Source organism: Blastopirellula retiformator (genome assembly GCF_007859755.1).
Lineage (GTDB): Bacteria > Planctomycetota > Planctomycetia > Pirellulales > Pirellulaceae > Blastopirellula > Blastopirellula retiformator.
Genome location: NZ_SJPF01000002.1, coordinates 18,851 through 36,771 on the forward strand (window position 1 = coordinate 18,851; position 17,921 = coordinate 36,771).

The 17,921-nt window shown below is 59.8% G+C and carries 16 protein-coding genes and 1 pseudogene; 13 read left to right on the plus strand and 4 right to left on the minus strand.

What is annotated here, in order from left to right; translation table 11 throughout:
- Window positions 1-3: 3 nt before the first annotated feature.
- Together Enr8_RS07510 and Enr8_RS07515 are read left to right on the plus strand one after the other, a co-directional pair.
- The gene (locus Enr8_RS07510) at window positions 4-393 is read left to right on the plus strand and encodes a hypothetical protein (RefSeq protein ID WP_146430064.1); all 390 of its coding nucleotides are present in this window, start codon (window positions 4-6) and stop codon (window positions 391-393) included.
- The gene (locus Enr8_RS07515) at window positions 393-617 is read left to right on the plus strand and encodes a hypothetical protein (RefSeq protein ID WP_146430066.1); all 225 of its coding nucleotides are present in this window, start codon (window positions 393-395) and stop codon (window positions 615-617) included. The genes Enr8_RS07510 and Enr8_RS07515 overlap by 1 nt, the downstream gene beginning before the upstream one ends.
- Before the next feature lie 318 nt (window positions 618-935).
- Here Enr8_RS07515 and tnpA read toward each other — a convergent pair whose 3' ends face one another.
- The gene (gene tnpA / locus Enr8_RS07520; protein ID WP_146430068.1) at window positions 936-1,268 is read right to left on the minus strand and encodes an IS66 family insertion sequence element accessory protein TnpA; all 333 of its coding nucleotides are present in this window, start codon (window positions 1,266-1,268) and stop codon (window positions 936-938) included.
- Between the two features lie 84 nt (window positions 1,269-1,352).
- Between tnpA and Enr8_RS07525 the strand changes: the two are divergent.
- Window positions 1,353-1,841 (plus strand): annotated as a pseudogene (locus tag Enr8_RS07525) (IS66 family transposase); the annotation flags it as partial.
- A gap of 137 nt (window positions 1,842-1,978) precedes the next feature.
- On the opposite strand, the gene Enr8_RS07530 reads toward Enr8_RS07525, so the two are convergent.
- Both Enr8_RS07530 and Enr8_RS07535 read right to left on the minus strand, forming a co-directional pair.
- Window positions 1,979-2,305 (minus strand): hypothetical protein, encoded by a 327-nt coding sequence (locus Enr8_RS07530; protein WP_146430070.1) that lies wholly within the window; start codon window positions 2,303-2,305, stop codon window positions 1,979-1,981.
- 665 nt (window positions 2,306-2,970) lie between these two features.
- The gene (locus Enr8_RS07535) at window positions 2,971-3,342 is read right to left on the minus strand and encodes a hypothetical protein (RefSeq protein WP_146430072.1); all 372 of its coding nucleotides are present in this window, start codon (window positions 3,340-3,342) and stop codon (window positions 2,971-2,973) included.
- A gap of 331 nt (window positions 3,343-3,673) precedes the next feature.
- On the opposite strand from Enr8_RS07535, the gene Enr8_RS07540 reads away from it, so the two are divergent.
- Entirely contained in the window at window positions 3,674-5,023 is a 1,350-nt protein-coding gene (locus Enr8_RS07540; protein WP_146430074.1) for a sulfatase, read from the plus strand.
- A gap of 109 nt (window positions 5,024-5,132) precedes the next feature.
- Here the strand turns inward: Enr8_RS07540 and Enr8_RS07545 are convergent, their stop codons facing one another.
- Window positions 5,133-5,756: an SOUL family heme-binding protein gene (locus Enr8_RS07545; protein ID WP_146430075.1), complete on the minus strand. Its 624-nt coding sequence runs from the start codon at window positions 5,754-5,756 to the stop codon at window positions 5,133-5,135.
- Window positions 5,757-6,695: 939 nt separating this feature from the next.
- Here Enr8_RS07545 and Enr8_RS07550 point away from each other — a divergent pair.
- The 9 genes from Enr8_RS07550 (at window position 6,696) to Enr8_RS07590 (ending at window position 17,646) form a co-directional block, all read left to right on the plus strand.
- Window positions 6,696-8,060 (plus strand): AAA family ATPase, encoded by a 1,365-nt coding sequence (locus tag Enr8_RS07550; protein ID WP_186767501.1) that lies wholly within the window; start codon window positions 6,696-6,698, stop codon window positions 8,058-8,060.
- 394 nt (window positions 8,061-8,454) lie between these two features.
- Window positions 8,455-8,748, plus strand: coding sequence for a hypothetical protein (locus Enr8_RS07555; RefSeq protein WP_146430079.1), 294 nt, complete (start codon window positions 8,455-8,457; stop codon window positions 8,746-8,748).
- A gap of 400 nt (window positions 8,749-9,148) precedes the next feature.
- Window positions 9,149-9,625 carry a hypothetical protein gene (locus tag Enr8_RS07560; protein ID WP_146430081.1) on the plus strand — a complete coding sequence of 159 codons (477 nt, stop codon included), beginning with the start codon at window positions 9,149-9,151 and terminating at the stop codon, window positions 9,623-9,625.
- 323 nt (window positions 9,626-9,948) lie between these two features.
- Window positions 9,949-10,842, plus strand: coding sequence for a BON domain-containing protein (locus tag Enr8_RS07565; protein WP_186767502.1), 894 nt, complete (start codon window positions 9,949-9,951; stop codon window positions 10,840-10,842).
- A 300-nt stretch (window positions 10,843-11,142) separates the two neighbouring features.
- On the plus strand, window positions 11,143-11,736 hold the full coding sequence (locus Enr8_RS07570; RefSeq protein WP_146430086.1) for a hypothetical protein: 594 nt from the start codon (window positions 11,143-11,145) through the stop codon (window positions 11,734-11,736).
- 105 nt (window positions 11,737-11,841) lie between these two features.
- Window positions 11,842-12,735: a helix-turn-helix domain-containing protein gene (locus Enr8_RS07575; RefSeq protein WP_146430088.1), complete on the plus strand. Its 894-nt coding sequence runs from the start codon at window positions 11,842-11,844 to the stop codon at window positions 12,733-12,735.
- Between the two features lie 349 nt (window positions 12,736-13,084).
- Window positions 13,085-13,645 carry a sigma-70 family RNA polymerase sigma factor gene (locus tag Enr8_RS07580; RefSeq protein ID WP_146430091.1) on the plus strand — a complete coding sequence of 187 codons (561 nt, stop codon included), beginning with the start codon at window positions 13,085-13,087 and terminating at the stop codon, window positions 13,643-13,645.
- On the plus strand, window positions 13,646-15,097 hold the full coding sequence (locus Enr8_RS07585) for a CBM96 family carbohydrate-binding protein (protein ID WP_146430094.1): 1,452 nt from the start codon (window positions 13,646-13,648) through the stop codon (window positions 15,095-15,097).
- A gap of 62 nt (window positions 15,098-15,159) precedes the next feature.
- Entirely contained in the window at window positions 15,160-17,646 is a 2,487-nt protein-coding gene (locus tag Enr8_RS07590) for a hypothetical protein (RefSeq protein WP_146430096.1), read from the plus strand.
- Window positions 17,647-17,921: the final 275 nt, after the last annotated feature.

The following is a 17,921-nucleotide window of genomic DNA, read 5'->3' on the forward strand; positions in this document are numbered from 1 at the left end:
ATCGTGCTGCGCGGATTTGGCGTTTACTACGGAAATCCCGAATTTGGAGGCGTCTTCCTCGCCCGAGAAAAACAGTTCTCCGTTCGTTATGCGCCGCAAGCGAAACTCGACAAGCCTCTGTGGTCCAATACCGATTTGCCCAAGCTGCAGAAGCCCAACAAGGCGAACCATCGCTGCTGCGCCGCGTTGACGGTCGAGGTAATCCGCTGGTTCGGCGAATACGAAACGACCGTGATCCAGCGTTTGGGACTAGCGTACCGCCAGGCGGCGCTTACTGCGTGGGACAATGGAAAGCGGATGTGCGTTCCGGCGGACCAATTTGCCGCAGACTGGATCGCGCTGGCAAAGGAAATTGCGGACAATCTTGACGACTTCTCGCGACTGGTGACCTGATGAGTGACGATCCAACGATCCCGCATACCTATGAGCAATGGCGCGACTGCATCACCGTTCGCTGCGGTATCGCATTGACGCCGATGTTTGTTCGTGACCGTCTTGCTGAGCTGCGCGATACGAAGCACCAGCGAACGAAGAAGTTCGTCGAACATTATGGAACGGAATATCTGGCCTGCGTTGTTGGTTGGTTGGAACGCGCTGGCAAAGATCTAGGCGTCTGACAAGTTTGGGGTGAGCAACTGCTTGCGGCGAATCATCCGTCTTAGGAACATTTGGAAAATGCAATCTCCCCGTCGACCGCCGGTAACGGTCCCGTCTTGAGCGTCCGCAGTCAAGGGAAACGCAGGCCAGCCATTGAGCTCCGACATCGACCTAGTTTCGCGTGCCGATCCTGTCTGGACAGCGAGAAGGCGAAATCGGCCGGTTCGCAAGTAGGCGAGAACCGGTCGGACGCGGCGGAGTCAGAGCCCCTGTGCATGTGTGGCAACCTCAAACGCGAGAACCGGGAGATCCTTTTCGTTCCCCGCGCTTGGGAGGAATCAAAGGGGACGAGGGTCAAATTCGTGATGGGGACGGCTGGGCGGTACTTCGACACGAACGTCCTCGAAGTGAATCCGTAGCGGTTCGCCCATCGTCATCAAGTCGGTTGAACTCCGCGCATCGCCAACCACCACTTCCACAAACCGCGGCGAAGCCTCGCCCGCTTCCTCATCTCGCCGAGCCAACTCCCGCTTCCAAGCATAGTAAGAAGCCTCGGAAACGCCCTGCTGCAAGCACCAGGCCCGTACTGAAAGCCCACTGCAGGCCAGACCAGAAATTATCTCCCGCCACCGCCGCTCCTTCAAAACATCCCGCCGCGGCCCCTTCGCCATGCCAATTCTCCCACTGAACCATGAAACGCCGTGATGACGTCAGGCTATCATGGAGGGGAAGTTGTGGTTGGCTGGACGGTTACCGCGAGCGACGAAGAACGACATGCTGCGCGCAAGGAACGGTCATTGCCGATCCTGCAAGAATTCAAAACGTGGCTCAACGCCGAGCGGGAGAAGCTGCTGCCGAAAAGCCCGATCGGGCAGGCTGCGACCTACACGCACAACCAGTGGACGGCCTTGCAGCGCTACTGTGAGTCGGGCGAACAAAAAATCGACAACAACGCCGCCGAGCGGGCGATGCGCCCCTGCGCGATCGGCCGCAAGAACTGGCTCTTCGTCGCCGGTAAAACTGGCGGAGAAAGAGCCGCGGTCTTAATGAGCTTAGTGCAAACCTGCAAGCGAAACCAAGTCGAACCGTGGGCCTACCTGCGCGACGTCTTCGAGCAACTGCCAAAGCTAGGCGAAAGCCCGACCAACGAAACTCTCGACCAACTTCTGCCGGACCAATGGCTCAAAGCGCACCCAGAGCACGTCTGGCGGATTCAGCAACTGCGCCAGCAAGACGACGATTAATTCAAACTAGCGCGAAGCCGCCGCGGAATGCGTTGATAGTGCGGTTGGCCGGACGGATACCTTTGTCCTATCTGCGACAAGCGGCGCCCCGCTGGGATTTGCGAGATTTTCTTGCGCCGCATATTTTGTTGCACAGCTCAACCATCCGTGATCGCGCTCCGCTGCCAACACCCAGCCGCTAGATCGTCCAGCTTGCCGGCCCGCAACTTCTGCAGTAGCGTCACGCCGCAAACGTCTTGCCAAACGGGTGCGATCTCGCCATCGGCCAGCGTCTCTTGCCCTGCGTCCCAATCATCCAAAACCGCATTTAGGAAGGCGCCTCGAGGATCTCCTTGCTGCGTCAACCATTCGGCATAGCTTCGCTTCCGGCCATGATCCGCCAGATCGAACAGCACTTGTTGCAGCTGCGCAAACTCGCCGTCCAACGAAACCGCACATTCGACCTTGCTAAGTTGTCCGCCCATCGCCGTCCTCGTTTGCCCGGAAGTAGAATAGAATTGGTGTTGGTCGATTGTAGGCGTTTGCGCAGACGGATGCTACGCGCGGGGTTTGTGATACGATGGAATGGGAGTAGATGGCGATGGGGGATTGGCGGCGAACCAGCAGGTACGGCCGTCAAGTTCGGGAATCGAGTCTTGAAGGCCCAACAGACCCTTTACGTTTCTCCTCCTTTTCATCGCCAACGTCGAGCTGCCAACACGGAGAATCCAAACATGGAAGACGTCTACTTCGAGGAAGATGGCGTCGTGTCGCTTTGGTTGGGGCAGGTGAAGGTCGCCCCAGGCTCCAACTTTTTGCGCGACCTGTATCGCGTCGACTAATACGATCCGGACAACCAAGAGTGCATCGTCCAGGCGTCGGCGACTCCGATCGTCGACTTGATTGCCGAGTTGTCGTATTCCGAGTCGTTTCGTGACGCTGCGGCGCAAATGGGATTGTCGTCCGCCCTCTGGATCATGTCGCAGTACGACTTCGCCTACCTGCCTGTTGAAAAATGCCCTCGTGGCATTTTCCAACCTCGCCAGGCTCAGAGCGTCGCTCTTCGCGGCTCGCAAAATAACGACTTACGTCGCTATATTGGGATCGCATCCGTGCGATCACGCAGTCCGTCGAGAAAATCAACGGACTGCTACGATCCGGCGGCCGTCCAACTGGTCGATTGGCCGGCAGAGCCAAGGTTCCTTGGGGGCTTTCGCTTGGAATGACGCCGACTAGAAACGGGGTAAAGGTATGCGATCACCCGATACGCCCCCATCTTCACGCCCATCGCCACGGCGAAATTGGTCGGATCGAATCGAAACATTAAGAACCCGGCCACGACCGCGAAGCCAGCGGCGCTGATGAGGCTGACAAATAGCCACGTAAACGCGTCCGGCTCGGTCGCCTGCGGAGAGCGGAAGCTTGCCAGCGGCAGCAAGAACAAGAGGTCGAAAGCCAAGGCCCAGCCGCTAAAAATACCGATCAACAGCGGCAGGCGGCGCCGGTCGCCAGGGCGATGCACAAGATGATCAACAATGATACGCGAATATTCACGCGTGACATCCTACTCGGGCGAAATTTCCAACTGGCAACGTGGGAGGCAGTTTGCGGTCTGCTCCTCTACTTCTTATCCGCACGCGGCTGCGATCCGTAACCATTCTTTCGCGGGAAGGGTTCGGCAACTCGGGCATCCGTTCGATCGATGTCGTCTGGAACCCGCCCTTTAGACAATTCTTCCACTTCCGCGCATGTCGTTATTTCGTCCACAAAAACATTGGCGTGGCGAATCGTCTCGCGGCATAATGAACGCCCGCGGCATGTTGGCCTGTATCGACGCTCTTGCTGGAAACGCCATGCGCTATTCGCTTTTGATTTCGATCCTCGCGCTCTTGCTGTTCACCGCCAATCTGTCGGCGGCCGACCCGCCGAACATCGTGCTGATCATGACCGACGACATGGGCTGGAACGATCTCCATTGCCAGGGGAACGCTCGGCTCCGCTCGCCGCAGATCGATCGGTTGGCGACGCAGGGGGTTCGGTTTACCTCGGCGTATGCGGCGGCGCCGGTCTGTTCGCCGACGCGGGGAGCGCTGATCACCGGGCTCGCGCCGGCCCGTTTGCAGATCACCCAGCATGGCGCCGACGTGCCGCAGTTCTGGCCCCAGGATCGCAAGGTTCAACCGCCGACGACGGAGCACGAACTGGCCCACGCCACCACGACCCTGGCCGAGCGACTCTCCAAGGCGGGCTATGCGACCGGGTTTTTTGGCAAGTGGCATCTCGGGGACGATCCCAAGTATTGGCCGACCGAGCATGGGTTTGACGTCAATCTCGGCGGCTGCGGGTATGGCGGGCCGCCCACCTATTTTGATCCGTATCGGATCCCAACGCTGCCGTCGCGCAAGCCGGGCGAGTACCTGACCGACCGCCTGGCCGACGAGGCGATCGCCTGGCTCGAGCGTAAGCAGGATCAGCCGGTCTTTTTGTGCCTGTGGACGTACAATCCCCACTATCCGTTTGAGGCGCCGGCCGATTTGATTCCGCCGTACGAAGGCCAGGAAGGCCCCGGCCTGAAGAACCCGATCTACGCCGCTCAGATCGAAGCGACCGATCGAGCCGTCGGCCGCGTGCTGCAGGCGCTCGATCGGTTGGAGATGACCGACGACACGCTCGTCATTTTCACCAGCGACAACGGCGGCTGGCTGGGCGCCACCGACAATCGCCCGCTGCGGGAAGGGAAAGGTTTTTTGTACGAAGGAGGCCTCCGCGTGCCGCTGATCATCCGCTGGCCCGGCGTCGCCACGCCCGGCGAAGAAAACGCCACCCCGGTGATCAGCATGGATCTAACGGCCACGATCCTCGCCGCCGCTGGCGTCAAACTAGGCCCCGCCGAATCGCTGGATGGCGAAACTCTTCGCCCGCTACTGCGTGGAAAGCCGCTGGCCCGCGACGCCCTTTATTTCCACTACCCGCATTTCGCCTTCCACCACAGCAACCGCCCGGGATCGGCCATCCGCCGTGGCGACTACAAGTTGATTTTGAACTACGACGATGACTCAATCGAACTGTATCACCTGGCCAAAGACGAGAGCGAAAAGAAAAACCTGGCCGCCGTTCAGCCCGAAGTGGCCCAGCAACTGAAGTCGCAACTGCAGGCCTGGTTAACGGAAACCAAGGCGGGCTTGCCGACGAAGCGTGAATAGAAAAACAAAGCCGCTTCTCTTATCTGCGACCATCTGCGTTCATCGGTGGTTTAGAAGTCTTGAACCGCAGATGTTCGCAGATGTTCGCAGATTGTCGCAGATGGTTTTGTTATTGGGCCTCGGTCACTTCTTCTGGCTGTGCCGCTTTCAACCGAATCAGCACTTCATTGCGACGCAACGCCGCTGGTGTGAAGGGAGGATCGTAGCCCGCGGTTTCAAATTCTTCTTCCCCCTTCAGGTCCTGTTTCTTCATCCAACCGCGCAGCTCGGCTTCCTTCTCTTGGGCGAGCTTGGCGCTGAGTTGCCCTGCAAAGCGAATCACGGCGAAGCGGCCTCCTTTACGCTCTTTTAGCGTAACGCCCTCCTCTTTCGGCTGCGGCGCGCCCTTGGCCGCGACCTCTTTGGGCATGACAAAACCCATCGAGCCAGCCGACTCGCCGGCGCCACCTTCCATAAAGACCGGCGTCGTCATTTCGATCGCCTGTTGGGCCTGGTTCTTGCCGCTGATGTAGCGGAATAGTCGCATGAAGCTGCCGTTCCGCCCCTGGGCGTTGGTCTTCCCCTCGGTCGCGGCCAGCGTCAGGTCTGGGTACTCGCGAATTTCAAAAGCGCCGTCCGACTCGATCACCTTGTACTCCGCCGACTCGTACCCCGCCCGCGTCGCCGCCATGGCGACGGCGGTCAAGATCGCAACAACTCCGAACCCCAGCGCACTGATTGTCAATTTCTTCATCGGCTTGGCCTTCGTGGAATTTCTTGTCTACATACCTGGGGTTGTAGACGTCTGGCGCAGGTTGACCAGTGCGGCGGAAAAAGGCCACCTAGATCAGGTGAGCCCCCGACTACATCTGCGACCATCTGCGCTAATCTGTGGTTGAAAACCTGCCTTTTAAAGATGTTGAAACCGCAGATGAGCGCAGATGGTTGATGGGGAATGTTATTGAAGACGCGGCAAACTACGACCGCGATCCGATCTTTTCCCAGCCCCGAAGGGGCGGCGCTAAAGTAGCCCAGCGTGAAGTCGCCCCGGCGACGTAACCCTGGGTAAGAGTGTTGATAACAAAACGCAAGCCCTGAAGGGGCGCGCTAAGGGAACTGCACGACGTGCAAACCATACGAAGTGGCCGTTCCCGATTTTCAAATTCCTGTACAAACGTCCATTTAGATCACCCCCTTGGGGCTGAAGAGTTCGTATATCCTAACCAGCATCAGCCGACTCTCCCCAGCTCTTTATCGGCGACCATCTGCGGTTCAAAATCGGATCAACCAGCCTCCCCCAATATGGTTGACAAACCGCCCGACGTTTAGTATAAATTTGTACATGCTTTCAGGCGAGTTCTGTTTCTCTTTTTCGGCGGGCTGATTCTCGATCTTCCGGCGCTTCTAGGATGCGGCGGGTTCTGTTGGTGGTGGCGTCTTTTGTCTGGGGAAGAAGGCGAGACGTGCAAGTGATTTCGTGCGCCTGCGGGGGCGAAGCGCTCTTGGTATGCGCTGGCGGCGAGATTCGGGAGGGGTTGCGATGTCGGGTGTTCTGCTATCGGAAGCTGCGAGCGAAAACGGGGCGTGTCTCGAAAGTCGTAGGCAGGGTCGCGACCCAGCTGTTGCTGATGGAAACGTGAAGCTTGCTGGGTCTCGAACCAGCCTACGGGAATCGAATGAGGCGCTGGAGGGTTTGGCGACGGCCGAGTTACTCTCGCAGCGGCGGGCGCCCGATTGGTTGCTTTCCGGAATGTTGCGGCAACATCAGGCGGCGGTGATCTTGGGGCCGAGCGGCTGTTTGAAGACGGCGCTGGCGATTGATTTGGGGGGAGCGCTGGCGACCGGCGGCAAGTTTCTGGGGGAGTTCGCGGCGGAGCGGGCGTTTCGTGTTGGGTTTGTCGGGGCGCTGGGCGCCCGGGACTCGGTGATCGAACAGGCACAGCGGTGGAGCGACGCGTCAGGGGCGAACCTGGTGGCGCTCGACAACTTGGTCTGGGGATTGAACCTGGCCGATGCGGCGGCGCTCGGCGATTCGATCCAGGGGACGCGCCTGCGAGACTGGATTTTGCAGTATGAGCTGGAAGTGGTGCTGATCGATGCGGCCGATTTGCTGGCGCCAACACGGCGGAGCGAAGCGGAGCAGCTGCGGGCGTTGGTCCAGCTTTGTCTAGAGGCGGGCGCAACGCCGATTGTTTGTTGCCGCACGCGGAAGCAACTGCCGCCCCGCCCGCTGACCCGCGGCGATCTGGCCGAGGCGCCTTGTCATGGCGCCGCGCAGCAGTGGTTGCTGGTGAATCGTCGTGAGGCGTTCGTGCCGGGGACAGGCCATCATGCGTTGTGGCTGACGCTGGGAAGCGGCGGTGGGGCGAGCGGACAATGGGGCGTCGATATTCTGGAGACGGGGGGCGAAACCGATTTGCCAGACGCTCGAATGGCCAATCGGTGGGAGGTGCTGGTGCGCGATATCGGCTCGATTGAAGAGGAGGCGGCGCAGGTGGCGGCCGAAGCGGTCGCCAGTCGCCTGCAAGAAAAACTGAAGGCGACCCTGCGGCAACTGCCACATGGGAGCGCCACCAAACTGAAGATCCGCGAGCTGTCGGGGATGAGCGGCGGCAAGTTTGCGGCAACCTGGGACTGGTTGTTCCAGCGGGGAGAGATCGCGCAGCTGCAGGCCGGCGGCTCGGGCGAGTCGGCCCGGGACGCGCGGTACTGTCTGGCCGAAAATGTGGTCGCCCCAGAGGAGGCCGAAAAAAACGAAGAGAGTCCAGTCCACTTGATCAGCGAGCAAGAGATCGTCGGGCACGAGATTGCCGAGCTGATCCGGCAGCAAGAAAAAATGTCACCGTCCAGTCCACTACGACAAGAAAAAGGTGGGCGGTCCAGTCCACCTGGACCACTGAACGAGTGCGTCATTGCGCCGAACGGCAAGATCTATCGAACCGCAGAGGAGGCTTTGGCCGATCGGCCGCCGCCTGATCCGCCCCGAGTCGGTAAACCGCCGAAGAAACGGCCGCCACAGCAGATGAAAAAGTTGAAACGGAAGAATCAGCGGCGGTAAAGCTTTGAAAAACGGGCGCCACTGCTGGGCAAGCCAGCAGTGGCACACGGGAAATGTGCGCTTTGGCAGTGGTCGTAGGCTGGGTCGTGACCCAGCTGGTGTTTCGTTTAACTTATGGAAGAGCTGGGTCTCAAACCAGCCTACGGGTCGGTTCTACGGTGTCTGACCGCATTCATGGCCACGCAAGGCCATGGCCATGCTACCCGCTCCGCCCGTTGGCAGGAGAGCGGGCGCGATTTTTCGATAAAATGGAGAGGATGCGGAAAGTGATCTTCGTGATTGGGGGCGGCTTTAGTAAAAAGTGGGCCAGCAGGTGAAAAAGTGAAAAGAATTCACGCCTGCGGCAAGGCAAGACGTTTCGCTCGCTCCCCTTCTCCGCTACTTCGAGGCACGGATGCTAGGTCTGATTCATGTGGTTGACGTCAAGGGCTTGTGGCTGCTGGCAGTCATCTATTTGTTAAGCGCCAGCTGGGTGATGTTGGCGCGGAAGCGTCGTTTCGCTGGTTGGATTGCAACGGCGTGTCGCTGCGGGGCGGTCGCCTCGATGTTGGTCGTCTGTGGGCTGGCGGTGCTGCAGATTTCGATCAATTGCCCCTATTGGATTTGCAGCGCGAGCGTGCTGTCGCTGTTGGTCGTCGGCTGCGTGTTTGATGGGCAGGGATCGCGGGGTAGTTACCAGGCGATTTAGGTTGCTGGCGCTAGCGGTTGCCAGCGTAGGTTGGGGGCAGCGGAGCGCTGGCCCAACAATGCGGTTGCAAGGTGCTCGGGGGCCCGCACTAGCTGCCGGTTGAAAAATGTCCTCGTGGCATTATTCAACCTCGCCAGGCTTCGAGAATGGGCGCCTCTGAGGTCGGTTCTGAACGCTGGATGGCTCTTACTTTCGGCATGATTGCCAAAACCGGAAAAATTTCTACCTTTCGAGCCTCCGATTTGCCGAAGTGATTGCTAGAAGTCTATCGGTATTGCCTTTGCCCTTGGTGCGAAGCGGTCTGATCGGCTTTGGTCAAGAGACTCATTTGCTTCGTCCCTGCAGCAATTTAATGGGGGCGGAATCATCAGATAGGTCGCACTGCAACCAGGAGGCGATGATGCGATTTACGTGGATTGGGAGCGCCAGCACGTTCCTGTTACTTGCGCTGCCGATGTTCGCATTGGCTCAGGCGCCGGGTCAGCAAACGCCGGTGGGCGTGCCGATTTCGGCGGGTCCGGCCGCGATGCAGCAACCGGTTGGAGCTGGCGTGCCGCTGGGTCAGCCGATTCAACAGGTCGGTTATCAGCAAGCCTGCCCGACGTGCCCTCCGGGTTACGGCGGCGGTCACCATGGCCACATGATGCGCGGCACGGGCAACCCGGGCTTTGCGAATCCGGGCATGGGCGGAGGCCCGGGCTATCCGGGTTTTGGCGTGGATCAATACCCGAAGCAGCGTGCCCCGACGGTCTATCCCTATATCGGCCCGCACTATCCGTACCCGCAGATTCCGCTGGGCTGGAAGAACGTGACGCTGGAATGGGATGACGGCCACTGGTGGCTCGACTTCCATCGTCGTCGCTCGACCCACCACTAATTAATTGGCTTGTGGGTAAGTGGGTAAACCTGGGAGCCTCGTCCGATGATGAGGTTCTTTTGTTGCGCAGGGAACGATTTTGACGTCCTTTGTGTCCTCAAAATCGAAAAAATAGTGCCACAACGACGTCGGACTTGCCGACAACTATTGACAGTTATGCCGCTTCCGCGGTGCGTGGTGAACGCAAGCGACGCAGCATGAGAGCAGCAAACGTCTTCGCCAGTCGACTTTTGCAAGTTGACGTTTCCCAGCCCGCAACGGGGAATCAAGGCGGACGTCATTCACTCGGATCGCTTACGGATATATTCTCAGGAGGGGGAATTATGCGACGGTTTTGGAAAGTAGCGTTACTCGCGGCGATCACGCTCGCCCCGGCTAGCGTCTTGAACGCCGACGACGCGGACATCTCGCGTCAGATCGTCGAGCAACTGAACATGAAGAAGGCGGAAGGCAGCCTGAAGGGCTTCAACATCGGCCTGAGCGTCGAAAACGGCGTCGTCTGGCTGGAAGGGCATGTCTCGGACCAGTCGCAGCACGACCTGGCGATCGACATTGCCCGCCGCATCAGCGGTGTGGAGCAAGTGGTGGACGGCGTGTCGATCAATCGACCGGAGCAGCCGGCCATTCAAGGCGTGTTGGTTTCAGCCAACGAAACGCTGAACGCCCCGACGCCGGCAACGCCGCCGCGTGATCTGCAGGCCGCGCCAATGTACGCCGACTTGCCGCGAGCCTCGGCTGGCGCTCCGCTGGCGCCGCAAGGTCTGCGTCCGGTTCCGGCCGCCGTGCCGCAAACGGCGATGGCCCCGGCTGCCGCGATGCCGACCTACTCGCAGCCGGAAGCGGCTCGCCCGCAGGGGCAGATGCCGCGTGCTTTCGCCCCGGCCGGAACGCAAGACTTCCGCTACGCCTCGGCCCGCATGCAACAGCCGCCGGCCGCAATGCAGCCGCCTGCTTACTATCCGACCGCCCAGGGTTACGCGACGCCGGTGCGTTACGACAACCCGACGCTGCCGGGCTACGCTTGGCCAGCTTACGCGGCCTACCCGAACTACGCCGCGTTGCAGTACCCGAAACAGTACTCGCCGGCTGCCTGGCCTTACATTGGCCCGTTCTACCCGTACCCGCAAGTTCCGCTCGGCTGGCGTAAGGTCACCATGGAATGGAACAAGGGCTGGTGGACGGTCGATTTCAAGGCTCGCCGTCACGGCCGCTGGTAATCGGCACGAAACGTAAGAGATACCGTCACCGAAAGCGAGTAGCCGTTTAGCCAGGGCGAAAGCTGGATGGCGATCCGAACCCCTGAAAGTTTGCTGCCTTTCAGGGGTTTTTTATGCGCGGAGGGCAATTTTTGGGCCCTCCTTTCAGGAAATTGCCTTGCGACCGGAAAAGGCCGCAAGTTTGTTACAGCTTCACACGATAGATAGTAATAGCAGCAAATGCCGCGCTTTAGTGCGGCGACCTAATGGATTGGGCTTCGCCCGCAAGAAAGCGCCCTGGCAAAACTGAGAGGTTGATCCATGTACCGTTTAAGCCTTCGTACCGCCCTTGGCTTGGCGATCGCGGCCGGCTCGCTGATGACCAGCGTCGGCTGTACGACTCAAGGCCCGTATCTGGGCCCGTTTTTTATGCCGTATCCGGTTTCGCCTTACTTCCAAGAACAGAAGGAAGACGAATTTCTGGAACACGAACGTTATGGCCGCGTGCCGATTCTGCCGCCGATTCCGCCGGGCGGTCCGCACGTCGCGCTGGACCCGCCGAGCGACGACGAAGTGATTCGCGCTCTGGAACGAGCTCGCCCGGTTGAGGGTGGCATGCCGTTCCTGCACGAGACGAACCGCAACAACGTCCGCATCAAGAAGGAAAAGATCGCCGACTACGTCGATCCGCCCCGCGTGATGCCGCTGGTTGGCCCGGTTCAGTTGCACCATGCTCACTACAAGTGCACGGTCAACTACACCGAAGTCAAGCGAATCGGTTGGCCCTTCCCGCACACCCTGGTTGACGAGGAAACGGTTGAAGTGGTCTACATCGACCACAACCACCTGCACCGCGTCGGCAATCCGTACGAAGGCGCCGCGGGCAGCTGCCCGACCTGCCCTCCGGGTCACTAAGACCAGCAACTGGCTATGTCAAACTAGGAAAAGCCGCGTCCGCCAGGGCGCGGCTTTTTTATGCGCCTGTCGCGCCGCCGCCGTTTGCGATTACGATAGAGCCTTATGAACCCGCCAGCCCCCAACTCGCCAAAGATCGACCCCATCACCGGACGGCGAATGGTGGTGCGCACGCAGACGGCCTTGCCCGAGAATCTGCCGAGCTTTGGGGTGGCGATTCTGGAGAGCCACCACGCCCCCGGCTTTGTGATGGAGTGGCGATCGCATCCTTTTATCAAGGTGCAGTACGTGCTGGCCGGGCGGGGGCAGATTCATATCGGCAACGACAGCCACCAGGTGGCCGCACGCGACATCGTGATCGTGCCGGCCGAGCGCAGCAATCGGATCGAGGATGACCCCGGCTCGCCGATGTCGCTCTATATCCTGTGCATCGACAAGCGGCTGCTCAGCTTCGACCCGCAGGTGACGTCGGTGCTGCCGCATGGCAAGCAGACGTGTCAGCTTCACTTCTCGCAGCGGATCGAACGGCGATTGCGGCGGCTCTTGTATCAACAGTGGCAAGCCGACCCGACGACGTCGCTGGCGATGGTCGCCAACGCGCTAGAGGTGCTGGCCCTGCTGACGTCGGAGTCGATCCCCACCAGCCAGACCAGCGGCGATCTGAGCTTGGAGCCGGACGTCGACGAGGTCGCGGCCTACGTGCGGCATCTTGACTCTTACTTCTTTGAGGCGAGCACGATTGACGACGTGGTGAAAGAACTCGGCATGCCGCGGCGCCGCTTCACCCACATCTTCCGCCGCCTGACCGGGCAGACGTGGCTGAACTATGTACAGCGGAAACGCGTCGACCATGCCTGTCAGTTGCTGGAAGAGTCGGACCGCACGATCGCGTCAATCGCGTTCGAGTGCGGCTTCGGCGAATTGTCGACCTTCTATCGGGCCTTTCGCAAGATCCGCGGCGTGACTCCCAAGGCGTGGCGGAAGTCTCACTGCGAATAGGCGGCCAGTTGCTCTTAACTGCGTGTTGAAAAATGCCATCGTGGCATTTTTCAACCTCGCCAGGTTCAGAGCATAGCTCTTCGCGGCTCGCAAAATGACGACTTACGTCGTTATTTTGGGATCGCATCCGTGCGATCACGCAGTCCGTCGAGAAAATCAACGGACTGTTAAACGGCCATCTCGGCGACATCCCTGCCAAGTCGCCTGCGTGAACGCAGCGTTTGCCGGGTATTGTGCAGCGCCCCACGAAGCGTTTTGGACGCAGATCCCGCCAGTTTGTTCGACATCCAATTTTTCTTGTCCAAAATGAGGCGGGAAGGCACTATGTACGTAGGAGACCAGAAGATCAGTGACTGATTCAGCAAATCCAGGGCGATCGCGGCAGCCAGCCGACGGGGGACAAGACGCCGAGTTCGTCCGGCTGTTTGGTCAGTACCAGCATCAAATTTACATCTATTTGATGAGTCTCCTGCATGACGAAAGCTCGGCGGATGACCTGTTTCAAGAGACGATGCTTGTCCTATGGCGTGAATTTGATCAGTACCAGCCGGGGACCAATTTCATGGCCTGGTCCTGCACCGTCGCGTTGAATCGCGTCCGAGCCTGGCGAAAAAAACGCCAGAACGAGCGGCTGCAGTTTTCTGACGAGTTCCTGGAAGTGCTCAGCGGCGAACTCGATAACCGACAAGACGACTTACAGCAGCGTCAGAAGGCGCTATTCGATTGCATCGCCAAGCTGCCGGAACATCATCGCCAGCTGATCGCGTATCGCTACTCGGCCGGTCACGCGATCGAAGAGATCGCCCAGCGGACGCAAAAGTCGGTCGACGCGGTCTATCGCGTGCTGAGTCGAATCCGTCAAACGCTGCGCGATTGCGCTTCGCAACATACCGCACTTGAGGAAGCGTAAATGACCACCCATCAGAACCTCCGGGAATTTCGCGAACTGTGCGATACGTCGATCGAGAACCGAGCGACGCCCGAGCAGCTTGCGCGGCTCGAGAAGTTGTTTCTGGAATCGCCCGAGTTGCGGCGCGAATTCGTCGAGATGACCCACTTGCATGCCTGCCTGACGTCGGTGGGGCGCGATGGGGGCTGGAGCCAGACGCTGGCAGCGGCAAAAGAGCAGGCCGACGTTCACCGCGGACAGCGCGCTGCGCGGTCTCCCATTTTCGCTGGACCAGCGGCGCTCGGCGGCTGGGCCGCCGCCCTGGCGCTGGGCGTGATGTTTTTCTTCCTGTTCGTCGGAAAGGACGCGGCGCCGCCGGAAGCCTTTGCGACGATCGCCTCGACCCCGGTTACGCGATGGGAGTGGGCGAGTTTGCCGACGGTCGACCAATCGCGAGTCGCCGCCGGACGCGTGCTGCTGGCCGAAGGGATGTCGACCTTCGAGTTTGACAATGGCGCCGTGATCGAGTTGGAGGGGCCTGCCGATTTTGAGTTGATCGATGCGATGCACTGTCGTTTGTACTACGGCAAAATCGTTGCGAGAATGTCGCGTCCCGAGTTGAAGGGGTTCTCGATTGACACGCCGGATGCGGTCTTGGTTGATCAAGGGACGAGCTTTGGCGTTGACGTTTCGCCCCACGGAGAGGCGATGCTCCAAGTCTTTGAAGGGCTTGTCGATGTGAAGCACAACCTCAGTGGAGAGCAAGTCTCGGTTCGCGGGCAAAACGCGGTTTCCATCTCCGGCGACCAGTTGTCGCAGGTTTTCGATCTTGCCGACGCGTTCCGCCGTGGCCTGAAAACTTCGCTCGGTCCGCAAGCCGCCGTTCAAATATCGACCGCCGTGGGGGCGGGAGGAGATCATTGGATCATTCGCGACGAAGAGTATCGCGAGGGGCCCGAGGATCTGTTGATGATCAAGTTCGCCAAGTCCGGCTACAGCCAATACGACCGGAAAATCTACCTGCGTTTCGATCTTCACGGTCTTCCGCTTGATCAAATGACGGGCGCGTCGCTGACGTTAACCGCAGCGGCGACCAACATGGGTTACGCGTCGCGTATGCCCGACTGCACCTTCGAGGTATACGCCCTGTTGGATGACAAACAGGACCAGTGGGACCTGCAGGCGACGACCTGGGACAACGCCCCCGCAAACGTCGAAGCAGCAAATGCCGTTGCGGCCGAGTCGACCAAGCTGGTCGGCTCGTTTTCGCTTCCCCAAGGACAAAAGACGGGCTCGGTCGTTATCGATTTGCCCGAGATGCTTGACGTGATCGATCGCGATCAGAATCGTCTGTTGACGCTGATCATCGTTCCAAAAACGGGCGAAAGCGCGTCCGGCGCACTCGTTCATGGATTCGCTGGGCGGACCCATTCCACGTTGCCGCCCCCTACGCTTCGCCTGTTTACTAACTAGTTGACCTCTTTTCTGTGCGCCCCAACCCCGCTACCTACCTTCCACCCCCGACTACGACCATCATGAGATATCGACTCTTTCTCGTTCCGCTACTGCTGCTCGTTTGCCACTTTGCCGACGCCGCCCAGCCAGCCGCCGCGGCCGAACAGCCGCAGCAACAGGCGGCGACTTCGCGTAAGCCGTACCGTCAGATCAGCGGCATCTATCCTCATCTCGCCTATTGGAATACGCATGGCGAGTGCGGCACCGGCGCCGTCGTGCCGTGGGCCGGCAAGTTGCGTGTGATCACCTACGCACCGCACCAGCCCAATGGCTCGACCGACCAACTCTATTCGATCAACGAGGATCTCGACGTCGAAGCTTTCGCCGGCAGCGTCGGCGGAACGCCCGCCAATCGCATGATTCACCAAGAATCGAATCAACTGCTGATCGGCCCTTACGTGATTGATCAGGCCGGCGAAATTCGGGTCATTTCGCCGGCCAAGATGCCGGGCCGCTTGACCGGCAACGCGCGGCATCTTTCGGACCCCGCCAACAAGGCGTACTACGCCACGATGGAAGAAGGCTTCTACGAAGTCGACGTCCACACGCTGGAAGTGACCGAACTTTACGCGGACAGCCAATCGCAAAATGCGAAGAGCGAGCAGAGAGTCGCCGGTTTGCCAGGCTACCATGGCAAGGGACTTTACTCGGGTCAGGGACGCTTGATCTACGCCAACAACGGCGAGACCTCGGCCGAAGCGAAGAAGCGCCCCGACGTGCCGTCCGGCTGTCTGGCCGAGTGGGATGGTCAAACCTGGAACGTGATCCGCCGCAATCAATTTACCGACGTCCGCGGCCCGGGCGACCTGACCGGCAACGCCGATCCGGCCAACGACCCGATCTGGGCGATTGGTTGGGATCATCGCTCGCTGATGTTGATGCTGCTGGATCAGGGCGAGTGGTCGACCTACCGACTGCCGAAAGCGTCGCACTGCTACGACGGCGCCCATGGTTGGAATACCGAATGGCCGCGGATTCATGACATCGGCGAAGAGGACTTCGTGATGACGATGCATGGCATGTTCTGGCGGTTTCCCAAGACGTTTACCCGCGAAAACTCGGCCGGCATCAAGCCGCGATCGAGCTACTTGAAGGTGATCGGCGACTATTGCCGCTGGAAGGATCAGTTGGTCTTCGGCTGCGACGACACCGCCCAGAAAGAGTTCCTCAACACCCGCCGGGCCAAAGGAAAAATCGCTGGGCCGGGGCAATCGCATTCGAACCTGTGGTTCGCTTCGCCAGAGATTTTGGATCAGTTGGGCGCCCCGCTTGGACGTGGCGCCATTTGGACCAAGGACGCGGTAAAAGCGGGCGCGCCGTCCGATCCTTACTTGTTTTCCGGCTTCGAGCGACGCACCGTTTGCCTGACGCATGACGGCAAAACGCCGGTTCGATTCCGCTTTGAGGTCGACCAGCAAGGGAATGACCAGTGGTCGGAGCTGGCGGAAGTCGTCGTGCCGCCGGGCGAATCGGTCTGGCATACCTTCTCGGCGAGCGACCCCGGCGTCTGGATCCGAATTGCGGCCGATCAAGATTGTCAGCAGGCCTCGGCCCAGTTCCACTACGCCAACCAGGATCGTCGCGACGCAAACGCCGCGTCGATCTTCGCCGGGCTGCGAACCGCCGCGTCAAGCGACTACTCCCAAGGCCTGGTGCGGGTGCGCGGCGACAAGCTGCAAACGCTCGCCTTTGCCGCAACGCAAGTAGTTGACGGCAAGCCGGTTCATACCGGCTTCTACGAACTGGATGAAGAGCTGAACCTGACCGATTCGCACGATCCGACCGCCTTCGAGTGGATGGAAGCCAACGTGGCGATTCCCCAAGACGCGATTGCCGTCGACCAGGCGTCGGTTCTGTACGTCGACGATGAAGGTAAACGGTGGCGCTTGCCGAAGCATCCGGCCGCCCAGGTGCGCGATCAAGACTTGGGTCCGGTTCGCGTTGCCCGCGAAGTGGCGACCGAACGCGACCTGTTCAACTGCGGCGGGACCTTCTACGAACTGCCGGCCCGCAACGCCGGCGGGATCGCCAAGGTGCGGCCGATTTGTACGCATGACTACGCGGTGCATGACTTTTGCAGCTATCGCGGCCTGATGATCTTCAGCGGAGTCGAGGCGACCGCCGAGCCTGGCGAACACCTCCTCGTTTCGGAGGATGGCAAAGTCGCCTTGTGGGCCGGGGCGATCGACGATCTTTGGAAGCTTGGCAAGCCGGCTGGCGTGGGCGGGCCCTGGAAGCAGTCGCAGGTCAAAGCGAATGTCCCTTCCGATCCCTACCTGATGACTGGTTACGACCAGAAGCGGCTGACGCTGGCGAGCGACGCCGACACGACGATTACGATCGAAGTGGACGTCACCGGAACCGGCGATTGGCGCCAGTACAAGGCGATCGAAGCGAAGGGGGACGAGACGGTTAGCTTTGATTTTCCCGCCGAGTTCCAGGCCTACTGGGTTCGCCTGGCTTCTTCGGAAGACGCCCAGGTGACCGGCCAGTTCGTCTATCAGTAACCGGCCGAAGCGGTAATCCGAACTTCAGGCGGCCAGTAAGTCTTGCTGGCCGCCTCTCTTTTTGGGCCATCGGTTGCAAATTGTGCATCAAAACCTTGCGCCACGTCTTGGTATGAGCTGTTATACGCATAAATGCGTTTGACAAATCGGTTCATGCGAAAAGCCCCTGATTCTTAAGGGCGCCAAAACGGGGCTTATAACGCATGCCCTATGACGCTGCGACATTTTGTCGCATTGGCGAATTGCCAGTTCCGGACAATACTCTGGAAGATCGC

Coding starts and splice junctions, on each gene's coding strand:
- Enr8_RS07515 (WP_146430066.1), top strand. CDS start 393: ATGAGTGACGATCCAACGATCCCGCATACCTATGAGCAATGGCGCGAC.
- tnpA (WP_146430068.1), bottom strand. CDS start 1,268: ATGGCGAAGGGGCCGCGGCGGGATGTTTTGAAGGAGCGGCGGTGGCGG.
- Enr8_RS07530 (WP_146430070.1), bottom strand. CDS start 2,305: ATGGGCGGACAACTTAGCAAGGTCGAATGTGCGGTTTCGTTGGACGGC.
- Enr8_RS07540 (WP_146430074.1), top strand. CDS start 3,674: ATGCGCTATTCGCTTTTGATTTCGATCCTCGCGCTCTTGCTGTTCACC.
- Enr8_RS07545 (WP_146430075.1), bottom strand. CDS start 5,756: ATGAAGAAATTGACAATCAGTGCGCTGGGGTTCGGAGTTGTTGCGATC.
- Enr8_RS07555 (WP_146430079.1), top strand. CDS start 8,455: ATGCTAGGTCTGATTCATGTGGTTGACGTCAAGGGCTTGTGGCTGCTG.
- Enr8_RS07560 (WP_146430081.1), top strand. CDS start 9,149: ATGCGATTTACGTGGATTGGGAGCGCCAGCACGTTCCTGTTACTTGCG.
- Enr8_RS07565 (WP_186767502.1), top strand. CDS start 9,949: ATGCGACGGTTTTGGAAAGTAGCGTTACTCGCGGCGATCACGCTCGCC.
- Enr8_RS07570 (WP_146430086.1), top strand. CDS start 11,143: ATGTACCGTTTAAGCCTTCGTACCGCCCTTGGCTTGGCGATCGCGGCC.
- Enr8_RS07575 (WP_146430088.1), top strand. CDS start 11,842: ATGAACCCGCCAGCCCCCAACTCGCCAAAGATCGACCCCATCACCGGA.
- Enr8_RS07585 (WP_146430094.1), top strand. CDS start 13,646: ATGACCACCCATCAGAACCTCCGGGAATTTCGCGAACTGTGCGATACG.
- Enr8_RS07590 (WP_146430096.1), top strand. CDS start 15,160: ATGAGATATCGACTCTTTCTCGTTCCGCTACTGCTGCTCGTTTGCCAC.